Origin of the sequence: Streptomyces sp. NBC_01283 (genome assembly GCF_041435335.1) — a bacterium.
Classification (GTDB): domain Bacteria; phylum Actinomycetota; class Actinomycetes; order Streptomycetales; family Streptomycetaceae; genus Streptomyces.
Genome location: NZ_CP108430.1, coordinates 8,483,232 through 8,497,268, shown reverse-complemented (window position 1 = coordinate 8,497,268; position 14,037 = coordinate 8,483,232). Strand labels below are relative to the sequence as shown.

Genomic DNA, 14,037 nt, shown 5'->3' with positions numbered 1-14,037 from the left:
GGCTTCAGTGCGGACTTCAGTGCGGGTTGAATCCGGCTTCGAGCTCCTCGATCTGGCTCTGCGCGAGGCCGAGGAGGGGGAAGTCGGAAGGCGTGTGTCCACCGGCCGTGGGATCGGTGGTGTGGGCGGCGAGACCGCCGAGCATGTCCAGCCAGAGCTGTCCGATGCGTTCCGCCGCGGCGTCGTCGACGGCGCGGCCCGCCCAGCTGAGCGAGACGGTCAGCTCGGGCCCGTCAGCAGTGTCCACGATGGCCGCGCCCGCTTCCAGCGCGTGCATGGACGGCATGTCCGGATCGGCCGAGCCGCCGATCGCCGTGTCTCCGGCCATCTGCCAGGCCTCGACCGTACGGCCGCCGGACGGGTCACCGGCGGTGAACCGGCCCAGGTAGTTGAAGCCGATCTGCGGGCCGGGCAGGGCGGCGAGCACGGTGCTCGTCTCGGGGTTCAGGTGGCGCAGCAGGCCGTATCCGAGTCCGTCGCCGGGCACCGTCCGCGCCTGTTCCTTGACCGCCTTCAGGAGTGCTCCGGCGGCCGGACCGCCGTCCGCCGCTTCCGTCAGGTCCACGTCGGCGACGGCGAGGCGGAGCGGGTGCGTGCTGGTGAACCAGCCCATGGTGCGCGAGAGTTCGGCGCCTTCGACCGGTTCACGGCCGTGGCCCTCGATGTCGAGGAGCACGGGGCCGGGGAGTGCGGGGCCGGGGAGTGCGGCCCCGCCCTCGCCGCGCCAGTGCGTGACCGCGCCCGCGAGCGTCGCCAGGAGCACCTCGTGGACCCCGCAGTGGAACAGCGCGGGGGTGCGGCCCGCGAGCGTGGCCGCTTCCTCCCGTGGGACCTGCCAGGACGCGCGGCGCGTCGTCTCGGCGGTGTCCACCGCCGGGTCGAGCGCACGTCGGCCGATGAGCGGCTCGGTGCCGTCGAGGAGGGCTGTCCACGCGTCGAGCTCCGCCACGCGGTCCGGTCCCGCCGCCTGTGCCGGCAGGAGGTTCGCCCAGCGCCTGAAGGAGGTCCCCACGGGGTCGAGCACGGGTTCCTGTCCCGCCGCCGCGGCCTCGCAGGCGAGGGCCAGGTCGGGCACCAGGATCCGCCAGGACATTCCGTCCACGGCCAGGTGGTGGACCATCAGGACCAGTCGGCCGGTCCTTGCCGGGCCCGCGTCCACCCACACGACCTGGAACATCACGCCCGTCGAGGGGTCGAGGCGCCCGGCTGCCTCCTTCGCCGCACGTTCGGCGATCTCGTCCAGTGATCCGTCCGCCGCGTCCTCGGCGGCCACCCGGGTCACCACGTTCTCCGGGTCAACGGATCCCTGTTCGCCGACGACGAGCCGCGGTTCGGTCACGTCGCCGTTTGTGCCGTCGTCGGCCGCCGTGACCACGCGTGCGCGCAGCATGTCGTGGGTGTCGATGACCGCGCCCACACCGGTCAGGAGTGCGTCATGTCCGAGGCCTGCCGGGGCGCCGATGACCGCCCACTGCGCGAACCGCGGCCGGAGTGCGGGCTCGCCGAGCTCCCGCATCACCGGGGTCAGGGGCACCTCGCCGATGCCGATGTCCTCGACTGCGGTGCGGCCGGAGCCATCGCCCGTTTCCGCCACGGTGGCGAGGCGCTCCGGGGTCTTCTCCTCGAAGATCTGCCGGGGTGTCACCACGAGGCCGGAGCGCCGGGCGCGGGAGGCCAGTTGCATCGAGGAGATCGAGTCGCCGCCCAGCTCGAAGAAGCTGTCCGTGACACCGACCCGTTCCAGATTGAGCACCTCGGCGAACAGGCCGCACAGCAGGGCCTCGGTCTCCGTGCGCGGCTCCCTTCCCGAGACCTTCCCGGCGAAGTCGGGGGCGGGCAGCGCACGCCGGTCCACCTTCCCGTTCGCGGTGAGGGGCAGCCGCTCCAGCGGGACGAACGCGGACGGGACCATGGAGGCGGGCAGCCGTTCGGCCGCGGCGTCGCGCAAGGCGGCCATGAGCTGTTCGGTCCGCCACGCCTCCGTGGGGTCGGTGACGACGTACGCCACCAGCTGGTGCTCGCCGGCCCCGCGGTCGTCGCGCGCGACGACCACCGCCTGGGCGACCCCGGGATGCGCGGCGATGACCGCCTCGACCTCGCCCGGTTCGATCCGGTGGCCCCGCACCTTCACCTGGGCGTCCGCGCGCCCGATGAAGACGAGTTCGCCGTCGTCGGTCCAGCGCACCAGGTCGCCGGTGCGGTACATCCGCTCGCCGGGCACGTACGGGCACGCCACGAACCGCTCGGCGGTCAGGCCGGGCCGCGCCCAGTATCCGCGGGCCACTCCCGCGCCCGTGACGTACAGCTCGCCCGGCGTTCCCGGTGGGACGGGCTGGAGGAAGCGGTCCAGGACGTACACCTGGACGTTGGTCATCGGGCGGCCGATCGGCACCGCGTCCCGGGCCGTTCCCTCGTCCGCCGACAAGGGCGCACTCATGGCCGCGCACACCGTCAGCTCGGTGGGCCCGTACGCGTTCACCATGCGCCGTCCCGTGGACCACCGGTCGACGAGCGCCGGGGGGCACGACTCTCCGGCGACCACCAACGTCCTTAGTTCCGCGGGGAGTTCCTCCTCCACCGCGAGGACGCTCGGGGGCACCGTCACATGGGTCGCCCCCCAGGTGCGGGCCGCTTGTCCGAGCGGCACGTGGGGCGGCAGGGCGTCCGCGCCCGGAACCACGAGGGTGCCTCCCGAGAGCAGCGCCATGCACAGTTCGGAGACCGCCGCGTCGAAGCTCGGCGAGGCGAACTGGAGCACCCTCGCGTCCGGCCCCACCGCGAACCGCTCGATCTGCGCCCGCGCCAGATTGGCGAGCCCCGCGTGCGGCACGACCACGCCCTTCGGCGTCCCGGTCGAGCCCGATGTGTAGATGACGTAGGCCGCGTTGTCCGCACCCAGTGGTCCGGTGCGTTCCGCGTCGTCGACGGGTCCGGGCGTCTGCGCGGCGACTGCCGTGGTGACCTCCGGGTCGTCGGTGACGATCAGGTGACCCGCGAACCCGTCCGGCACCGAGGCCCGCGTCTCCCGCGTGCACAGCACCACCGCCGGGTCCGCGTCCGCGAGCACGAACGCCACGCGCTCGCGCGGGTATCCCGGGTCCACCGGCACGAAGACACCGCCCGCCATGGACACCGCGAGGAGGGCGACCACGGTCGCCGACGATCCCGGTGCCAGCACGGCCACGCGGCGCTCAGGACCCACGCCCGCCGCGATCAGACGGCGGGCCCAGCGTCCCGCTTCGGCCTCCAGCTCCCCGTACGACAGCGTCCGCTCGCCCGACACCAGCGCGACGGCGTCACGCGACCGCACCACCTGCCGCCGGAACAGCTCGGGCAACGTCTCCGCGGCCACCGGGACCCGCGTGCGGTTCCACTCGCCGACGACGAGCTCGCGGCGCGCCCCGCCCAGGACGCCCACCCGGGCCACGGGCGCCGACGGGTCGGCGGCCATCCCTTCGAGCACGCAGCCCAGTGCCGCCACCATCTCCTCGGCCCAGGCACGGTCGAACACGCCGGGCCGGTAGATGAATTCGCCGTGCAGGCGATCGCCCGGCACCGCGATCAGCGTCAGGGGGTAGTGGCCCGTGTCTTCCGGTGTGCCGCCGGGGAGGATGGACAGGGTGTCGGGCGAGGGCTCACGGAGCGGCGGGCGCGGGTAGTTCTCGTACACGACGAGCGTGTCGAACGCGGCGCCGGGGCCCGCGAGCCTGCGGATCTCGGAAAGGCCGATGTGCTGGTGGGACATGAGCGCGACCTGCCGCTCCTGGAGGCCGGTCAGCATCTCGGCGACCGACTGCTCCGCCAACAGATCGACCCGGACGGGGAGCGTGTTGATGAACAGGCCGACCATCGACTCCACGCGGGGCAGCTCGGCGGGCCGCCCGGCAGCCGTCGCGCCGAACACCACGTCCGTACGTCCGACGAGCCGGGCCAGGAGGAGCGCCCAGGCGCCCTGCACGACGGTGTTCACCGTCAGGCCGTGTCCGCGCGCCAGGCCGACGACACCGCGGGTGAGTTCCTCGCCGAACTCGAAGGGCACACGTTCGGGCACGGCCGGCGCGGCGGACGGATCCTCGGGCACCGTCAGCGTCGGTTCGTCCGCGCCCGCGAACTCCGTGCGCCAGGCCTCGCGCGCCGCCTCCTTGTCCTGGCGTTCCAGCCAGGCCAGGTACTCCCGGTAGGAGGTCGCGGCGGGCAGGGCACGGCCGTCGCCGCCTGCCGCGTAGATCTCGGACATCTCGGCGATGAGAACCGGCAGCGACCAGCCGTCGGTGACGATGTGGTGGTTGATGACCACCTGGGCATGACGGTTCTCGCCGAGACGTATCAGCAGCAGGCGCAGCAGCGGGGCCACCGTCACGTCCAGTCGGCGGGCACGCTCGTCCTCGACGATCCGGTCGAGTGCGGCGCGGGCGTCCGGTGCCGGGAGCGCCGACAGGTCGACCTCGTGCCAGGGGAGTTCCACCTCCCTGGCGATGGCCTGCACGGCCTGGCCCGACGCACGCCGGTGGAAGCTGGCCCGCAGGATCGGGTGCCGGGTGAGGATGGCCTCCCATGAGGCCCGCAGCCGGTCCACGTCCAGCGGACCCTCCAGGTCGAGTACGCGCAACCCTTCGTAGAGGTCCGGCCCCTGCTCGTCGAATCCCGCGTGGAACAGCAGCCCTTCCTGCAACGGAGAGAGCGGCCATACGTCGACCACATCCGGTACCGCCGCTTCGAGTTCGTCGACCTCGTGCTGCGCGAGATCGAGGAGCGAGAAGTCGGAGGGAGTGTGTCCGCCCGCGGTGGAGCCGGTGGCGGCATCGGGCGCGGGGGCGGTGGTGTGGGCGGCCAGGCCGGCGAGCAGGTCGAGCCAGAGCCGGGCGAGGTGTTCCGCCTCCGCCTCCTCGATCACACCGGTGGGCCACGTCAGCGTGACCGTCAGCTCCGGACCCTCGGGGGTGTCCTGCACGGCGGCGCCCGCCTCCAGGGCGTGCAGGGCGGGCATGTCCGGGTCGACCGAGCCGCCGATCGCCTCACCGCCTGCGAGCTGCCAGGGGGCGACCGGGCCCGCCGCTGTCTCCGCCGTGAACCGGCCGAGGTAGTTGAAGCCGATCTGCGGGGTCGGCAGGGCCGCAAGGGCCGGTGCGGTGTCGGGGTTCAGGTGGCGCAGGAGTCCGAAGCCGAGCCCGCCGCCCGGTACCGTCCGCGCCTGTTCCTTGACGGTCTTCAGGAGCGTTCCGGCCGCCGGGCCTCCGGTCCGCGCCTCGGCCAGGTCGATCCCGGCCGCGTCCAGGCGGACGGGGTGGGTGGTGGTGAACCAGCCGACCGTGCGCGAGAGTTCGGCGCCCGCGAGCGGCTCCCTGCCGTGGCCCTCCACGTCGAGGAGCACGGACCCGCCCGAGCCGCGCCATTGCGTGACCGCCCCCGAGAGCGTCGACAGGAGCACCTCGTGCACTCCGCAGTGGAACAGCGCCGGCGCGGCGCCCGCCAGTGTGCTCGCGAGGTGCGGCGGCACGGTCCAGGAACGGCGGCGCATGGTGGCCGCGGTGTCGAGTTCCGGTTCCAGTTCCCGCTTGCCGAGCGGGAGTTCGGCCGAGCCGAGCAGAGTGGTCCAGTCCGCGAGCTCGGCGGTCCGGGCCTCGCTGGTGGCTTCCGCGACCAGGACGTCAGTCCACTGCTTGAACGACGTGCCCACCGCGTCGAGCTCCGGCCGCTGTCCGGCCGCCAACGCCTCGCAGGCGGTCCGCAGATCGGGTACGAGGATGCGCCACGACAGTCCGTCGACCACCAAGTGGTGTACGACGAGAGCCAGTCGGCCGGTCCGCTCCTCACCGGCGTCCAGCCAGACGGCCTGGAGCAGCACCCCCGCCGAGGGGTCGAGACGCCCGGTGGCCGCACGGGCCGCCTCGTCCGCGAGCTCGTCCAGTGCTTCGGCCGGTGCGTCCGCCGCGTCGACGCGCGTGACCAGGGACGCGGCGTCGACGGAGCCACGTGGCCCCACGAACAGCCTGGGTCCGTCCGAGCCGTGCTCGTCGGCTCCACCGCCTGCCGTGGCGCGGGCCCGCAGCATGTCGTGCGTGTCGATGACGGCTCCCACGGCGCGGGCCAGCACATCCCGGCCGAGACCTGCCGGGGCGCCGACGATCGTCCACTGCGCGAACCTGCCGCGCAGGCCTCGCTCGCCCAGCGCCCGCATCACGGGTGTCCAGGGGACGTCACCGATGCCCGACGCCGCGGTGGCCGGCTCCGCGCCGACCTGCCGGGCCACGGCCGCGAGGCCCGCGGGAGTCTCGTGCTCGAAGACGTCCTGCGCCTTGAGGAGCAGGTTCGCGCGGCGGGCACGGGCGACCAGTTGCATCGACATGATCGAGTCGCCGCCCAGCGCGAAGAAGCTGTCGTCGGGCCCCACCCGCTCCAGGCCCAGCAACTCGGCCGTCAGCGCGCACAGGACCGCCTCGGCCTCCGTGCGCGGCTCACGCCCGGTGACCTTGCCCGCGAAGTCGGGGGCGGGCAGGGCAGCGCGGTCGACTTTGCCGTTGCGGGTCACCGGGAGGGTTTCCAGGGTGAGCACGGCGGTGGGCACCATGTATTCGGGCAGCGTCGCGGCGACATGGGCACGGACGAGCTCGGGGTCCGGCGGCGGGCCGCTGCCGTCCGGGACCACGTAGCCGACGAGGCGCCGCTCCGCCTGCCGGTCCTCGCGGGCGACGACCACGGCCTGGGCCACGGCGGGATGGGAGGCCAGGGCCGACTCCACCTCACCGAGCTCCACACGGTATCCACGGATCTTGACTTGCGCGTCCGCGCGCCCGACGAAGACGAGTTCCCCGTCCTCGGTCCAGCGCACCAGGTCGCCGGTGCGGTACATCCGCTCGCCGGGCACGTACGGGCACGCCACGAACCGTTCGGCGGTCGGGCCCGGGCGATCCCGGTAGCCCAGCGCCAACCCGGCGCCCGCGACGTACAGTTCGCCGGTCACGCCCGGCGCCACCGGCTGCAGGAACGCGTCTAGGACGTAGGTCCGCCGCCCCTTCATCGGCCGCCCGACGGGCAGTACGGAGTCCATCGCGTCGCCCGGCTCCAGCACGTGCCAGGTCGCGCAGAGGGTCACCTCGGTCGGGCCGTACATGTGGCGGACGGTGACGTCCGGGCAGGCCTCCCGCAGCCGCGCCACCGATCCCGCCGGGACGACGTCACCGCCGGTCAGCACCTCGCGCAGCCCGGTGAAACAGTCGGGTGTCTCCTCCGTCAGGGCCCGGAACTGGCCTGCCGTGGCATGGACGGACGTCACCCCGCGTTTCACGTGCTCGCGCATCCGCGGGGCGTCCACCACTCCGTGCTCGGCCATGACCACACGGCCACCGGCGGCGAGGGGAACCCACATCTCGTAGAGCGACACGTCGAAGGCGTGCGGGGCGTGCATCAGGACCGATTCGTCCGCACTCACGGACCAGCCGCGCTCCCCCACCAGCGCCGCCACGCTCCCGTGCGGCACCGCCACGCCCTTCGGCGTGCCCGTGGACCCCGACGTGTACATCACGTACGCCACATCGTGTGCGGTCACCGGAACGATCGGTCCGCCGGTTCCGTACGCCGCCAGCGCCGCCCGCGTCCGAGAGTCGTCAAGGACCACGACGGGGGCAGCCGCCATGTCCGGCAACCCTCGTCGGCTCTGCGACGAGCACACCACTGCCGCTGGTGCCGCATCGCCCACGACGAAGGCGACCCGCTCCGCCGGCCACCCCACGTCCACCGGCACGTAGGCGGCACCGGCCCGCCAGATGCCCAGGAGCAGCGACGGCAGGTCCGGCGACCGCTCCGTCACCACCGCTACTCGGTCGCCCCGGCCCACACCCAGCCCGGCCAGATGCGCGGCCCATCGGCCTGACTCCGCCCACAACTCCTCGTACGAGACCGCCCGTTCGCCCTCGACGACGGCCACCGCACCCGGCGACGACGACGCCACACGCCCGGCGATCAGTTCAGGCACGGTCGCGGGCGCTGCCACGCGGGATTCCTGTGCCCCCGTGGCGTTCCACTCCTCCACGACCGATGCGCGGTCGGCGGCGTCCAGCGGGGACACCTGTGCCACCAAAAGCGAGGGTTCCACTAGGAGTTGCTCAAGGATCCGCACGACCTGACGTGCGGTCCGAAGGGAGTTCTCCCTGGTGATCAGGTCGGGCCGGTAGGTCACCAGAACGCGGAGCCGGTCGGCGGGGACGATCCCGAGCGCCATCGGGTAGTGCGTCCCCGCCAGGGTGCTCAGCTGGGTGATCGTGACCTCGTCGGCCGCGGGACCGCCGCCCGGTGCGGGCAGCGTGGCCGAGTTCCGCGGGTAGTTCTCGAACATCATCATGGTGTCGAAGGTCGCGCCGGGTCCTGCGAGTTGCTGGATCTCCGAGAGGCCCAGGTGCTGGTGGGCGATGAGAGCGGACTGGCGCTCCTGGAGCCCGGCGAGCATCTCCAGGACCGGCTGACCGGCGTCGAGCCGCACACGTACCGGCAGGGTGTTGATGAAGAGCCCGATCATCGACTCGGCGTCGGGCAGCTCCGGGGGCCGCCCGGCCACGGTGCCGCCGAACACGACGTCCGTACGCCCGGCGAGCCGCGCCAGGACCAGCGCCCACGCGCCCTGCACCACGGTGTTCACCGTCAGCCCATGGGCGCGGGCCAGTTCGGTCAGCGCCCGGGTCCGCTCCGGGGAGAGCTCCGCGGAGCTCACTTCGGGCGCGACGGGTGGCCGGCCCGGGTCCGTGGGCGCCACCAGCGTCGGTTCGTCCGCTCCGGCCAGCTCCGCCCGCCAGGCGGCGCGTGCGGCCTCCGTGTCCTGCTGCTCCAGCCAGGCCAGATAGTCGCGGTAGGAGGCGGTCGGCTTCAGGTGCGTCGCGTCGCCGTTCGCCGCGTACAGCGCGGACACCTCGTTGAGGATGACCGGCATCGACCAGCCGTCCACCAGGATGTGGTGGCTGGTGACGGCGATGCGGTGCCGGTTCTCGCCGAAGCGGATGAGCAGCAGGCGCAGCAGCGGTGCCCTGGTCAGGTCGAAGCGCTCCGCCATCTCGCGCTCGGCCAGACGCTCGGCCTCGGCCTGCGCGTCGGCCTCCCGCAGACCCGACACGTCGGCCTCGCGCCAGGGGAGTTCCACTCGCCGGGCGACGACCTGCACCGCCTCGCCCGACTCCGGCCGGTGGAAGCTCGCCCGCAGGGCCCCGTGCCGGGTGAGGAGCGCCTCCCACGCGGCGCGCAGCCTGTCGACGTCCAGCGGCCCGTCCAGCGCCATGAGCCGCTGACTCTGATAGACGTCCGGGCCTTCCTCGTCGAACGTGGCGTGGAACAGCATCCCTTCCTGCAACGGCGACAGCGGCCATACGTCCGCCAACCGCGGTTCGGCTGCCTCCAGTTCCGTCACGTTGTGCTGCGTGAGGGCGAGGAGAGGGAAGTCGGACGGGGTGTGTCCGCCGGCCGTGGGATCGGCGGTGTGCGCGGCAAGACCTCCGAGGACCTGTTCCCACGCGCGGCCGAGCTCTGCCGCGTCGGCATCGTCGAGGAGCCCGCCGGGCCAGCTCAAGGTGACGGTCAGCTCAGGGCCTTCGGGGGTGTCCTGTACGACGGCGCTCGCTTCCATGGCGTGCAGCGCCGGTGTGTCGGGGTCGATCGAGCCGCCGATGGCCTCACTTCCGGCCAGTTCCCAGGGGGCCACCGTGCTCTTCGCCGCGTCGGCGGTGAAGCGGCCCAGGTAGTTGAAGCCGATCTGCGGGCGCGGCAAAGCCGCAAGGACCGGCGCCGTGTCCGGGTTGAGGTGGCGCAGGAGCCCGAAACCGAGCCCGTCGCCCGGTATCGCCCGCGCCTGCTCCTTGACCGCTTTCAGCAGCACCCCGGCCGCCCGACCACCCGCCGCCACCTGGCCGACATCAACGGCGCCGACATCGAAACGCACCGGATGCACGCTGGTGAACCAGCCGACCGTACGCGACAGATCCACCTCACCCACCTGCACACGGCCATGCCCCTCCACATCCACCAGGACACCCGGAGCCGCCTCCCGCCGCCACAGCGCCACCGCACCCACCAGCGCCGACAGCAGCACCTCATGCACCCCACAGTGAAAGACCGTCGGCGTCCGACCCACCAAAACAGCGGCCCGCTCAGCCGTCACGGTCCACGAACGACGGCGCATGGTCGCGGCGGTGTCCTGTTCCGACCTCAACCCCCGTGCACCCACGGGCTGTTCGGCGGTGCTGCCAAGCAGCACGGTCCACTCCGTGAGTTCGGCCGTCCGGCGTTCGCCGGTCGCCTCTTCCACCAGTGCTTCCGCCCAGGCCTTGAACGGCGTACCGGTCGGGTCCAGTCGCGGGTCCCGGCCTGCTGCCACCGCCTCGCACGCGGCGCGTAGATCCGGCAGCAGGATCCGCCACGAGACGCCGTCCACGACCAGGTGATGCACGACGAGGACCAGCCGTCCGGCACGCCCCGGGCCTGCGTCCACCCACACGGCTCGGACCATCACACCCGCGCCCGGGTCGAGCCTCTCCACCGCCTCGCGCGCCGCCCGTACCGCGACGTCATCCAGCGAGTCCGTCGGCGCGTCCTCCGCACCGACGCGGACGACCAGGTCCTCGACAGGGACCGCACCCCGTTGCCCCACCGTCAGCTTGGGGCCGTCGCCGCCGGTCGTCACGCGCGCCCGCAGCATGTCGTGCGCATCGAGCAGGGTACTCATGCCACCCGTCAGCACATCCCGGCCGAGATCCGCCGGGGCGCCGACGATCATCCACTGCGCGAACCCGCCGCGCAGCCCACGCTCCCCCAGCTCCCGCATCACCGGCGTCCAGGGGACCTCACCCACACCCGCGTCGCGCGCCCGCTCCACGGCCGGCGCGGCACCCCCGGCTTCCGCGACGAGGGCCAGCCGCTCCGGGGTCTTCTCGTCGAAGACCTGCCGAGGCGTCACCACCAGGCCGACGCGGCGGGCTCGCGCGACCAGTTGCATCGACATGATCGAGTCGCCGCCCAGCTCGAAGAAGCTGTCCTCGACACCGATCCGTTCCAGGCCGAGCACCTCGGCGAACAGGCCGCAGAGGGTCGCCTCGGTCTCCGTACGGGGTGCGCGCCCCGTGGCCCGTGCCGCGAAGTCGGGGGCGGGCAGGGCCTTGTGGTCGACCTTGCCGTTGCGGGTGACGGGAAGCTCGGTCAGGGGGAGCACGGCGGCCGGAACCATGTAGTCGGGGAGCGTCCTGGCCACATGGGCGCGGACGAGTTCGGGGTCCAGGCCCTCAGGGCTTTCGGGTACGACGTAGCCGACCAGTCGGCGCTCGCCGGGACCGTCCTCACGGGCGACCACGACCGCTTGCGCCACCGCAGGGTGCGCGGCAAGAGCCGCCTCCACCTCGCCGAGCTCCACCCGGAACCCGCGCACCTTGACCTGCGCGTCCGCACGGCCGACGAAGAGCAGCTCACCGGTGTCGGACCAGCGCACCAGGTCTCCGGTGCGGTACATCCGCCCGGCCGGTACGAACGGGCAGGCCACGAAGCGTTCCGCCGTCAGCTCGGCGCGGCCCCAGTACCCCTGGGCCAGGCCCTCGCCCGCCACATACAGCTCCCCGGTCACTCCCGAAGGGACCGGCTGGAGGAACGCGTCGAGGACGAACACCCGCCGGTTGCCCAGGGGGCGGCCGATGGGCAGCACCGACCCGACGGCGTCGTCCGGGCCCCAGAGCCGCCAGGTCGCGCACAGGGTCACCTCGGTCGGCCCGTACAGATGCCGTACGACCACATCGGGGCAGGCCTCGCGCACCCGGGCAACGGCACCGACGGGAACCACGTCCCCGCCCGTCAGGACCTCGCGCAGGCCGGTGAAGCACTCGGGCGACTCCCCTGCCAGTACGCGGAACGAACCGGCGGTCAGATGCACGGACGTGACCCCGCGGGCCACGTGCTCCTTCACCTGTTCGGCATCCACCGCGCCCGGCCCGGCGACGACCACACGGCCCCCGGCGGCCAGCGGGACCCACACCTCGAAGAGCGACACGTCGAAGGCGTGCGGGGCGTGCATCAGGACCGCGTCGTCCGCGCCCACGGACCAGCCGCGCTCCCCCACCAGGGCGACGACACTGCCGTGCGACACGGCCACACCCTTGGGCACACCCGTGGAACCCGACGTGTACATCACGTACGCCACGTCGTCCGCACCCACGAGCACCGGCGAATCGGCGGCAGCGGACGCGGCGCGCACGGCTCCCAGCACGCGCGGGTCGTCGACCACGACCGGCTCAGGACCGTGTGGAACGACGGGTCGGGTCCTCTCCGTGCACAGCACGACGACGGGGGCCGAGTCCTCAAGGACGAAGCCCACGCGCTCCGGCGGCGAGCCCGCGTCGACCGGCACATAGGCGGCGCCCGCCCGCCACACTCCCAGCAGGATGGGCAGCAGCTCGGCCGACCGCTCCATGACGACCGCGACGCGGTCACCGCGCCGCACCCCCGTGCCCGACAGATACCGGGCCCAGCGCCCGGACTCCGCCCACAACTCCCCGTACGAGAAGGACCGTTCACCCTCGACGGCCGGTGCGCCCGGCGCCGCTGCCACGCGTCCGGCCACCAGCTCCGGCACCAGGCCGCCCGGCACCTCACCCGCCGTGCCGCCCCATCCCTCCACGACCAGGCCGCGCTCCGGCGCCGCGAGCACCCCGATCCGTCCCACGAGGACGGCCGGATCCGCCACCACCTGTTCCAGCACCCGCACCAGCCACGCGAACACCGCGTCGGCGGTCTCGCGGTCGAACAGGTCGGGGCGGTAGTCGAGCTTGCAGAGCATCCGCTCACCGTCGGGCGCCACCACCAGCGTGAAGGGATAGTGCGCGGTCTCCTGACCGACGGCGACACGCACGCCGAAGGTGTCAGGGGACGGGGGCTCGGCGGGCGGGCTCGGATAGTTCTCGTACACCACGAGGGTGTCGAAGACCGCGCCTCCGGAGTCGGCGAGCCCCTGCACCTCGGGCAGCCCGAGGTGCTGATGAGCCATCAAGGAGGACTGACGTTCCTGCAGTTCGGCGAACATCCGGGCGACCGGCTGATCGGCGTCGAGGCGGACGCGTACCGGCAGCGTGTTGATGAACAGGCCGACCATCGACTCGACGCCCGGCAGTTCCATCGGCCGGCCCGCCACGGTGGCGCCGAACACGACGTCCGTGCGCCCGGCGAGCCGCGCGAGGACCAGCGCCCACGCGCCCTGCACCACGGTGTTCACCGTCAGCCCATGGGTTCGGGCGAACCGCACCAGGCCCCCGGCCAGTTCCGCGGGGAACTCGTCGATGAGGCTCTCCGGGGGAAGCGGCGAGCGGCCGGGATCCTCGGGCGCGACCAGCGTCGGCCCGTCCGCGCCATCCAGTTCCGCCCGCCAGGCGGCCCGCGCCGCCTCCTTGTCCTGGCGGCCGAGCCAGCCCAGGTACTCCCGGTAGGACGTCACGGGTGGGAGCCCCGAGGTGTCGCCGCCCGCCGCATAGGCCGCCGAGAGTTCACCGAGCAGCACCGGCATGGACCAGCCGTCCATCAGGACGTGGTGGCTCGTGACGACCAGGCAGTGCCGTTCGACGCCGATCCGGATCAGCAGGAGCCGCAGCAGGGGCGCCTTCGCCAGGTCGAACCGCTCGGCACGTTCCCGGCCCGCGAGCCGGTCCGCCTCGGCCGACGCGGCCTCTTCCGGGAGCCCGGAGAGGTCGGCCGCACGCCACGGCAGTTCGACGTCGCGCGCGATGACCTGCACCGCCTCGCCGGTCCTGCGCCTGCGGAAGCTCGCCCGCAGGGCGGCGTGCCGGGCGAGGAGTGCCTGCCATGAGGCCCGCAGCCGGTCCGCGTCCAGTGGGCCGGTCAGTTCGAGCAGCCGCTGCCCCTGGTAGACGTCGGGACCCTCGCTGTCGAAGGCGGCGTGGAAGAGCAGCCCTTCCTGCAGTGGCGACAGCGGCCACACGTCCTCGACAAGGGATCGGGTCATCGCTTCTCTCCTCAGAGCGAGTTGCTGCGTAGCGCATTGCTGCGTGCGGATTTGCGTGCGGATTC

At 73.0% G+C, this 14,037-nt stretch carries 1 protein-coding gene; it reads right to left on the bottom strand.

Annotated elements, in window-relative coordinates; genetic code table 11:
* Positions 1 to 16 precede the first annotated feature (16 nt).
* Positions 17 to 13,972 (bottom strand): amino acid adenylation domain-containing protein, encoded by a 13,956-nt coding sequence (locus tag OG302_RS38415; RefSeq protein WP_371749370.1) that lies wholly within the window; start codon positions 13,970 to 13,972, stop codon positions 17 to 19.
* Between the last annotated feature and the right edge of the window lie 65 nt (positions 13,973 to 14,037).

What these genes read in the sequence shown, in the direction of transcription:
- OG302_RS38415 (WP_371749370.1), bottom strand. Translation starts at nt 13,972, where the DNA reads ATGACCCGATCCCTTGTCGAGGACGTGTGGCCGCTGTCGCCACTGCAG.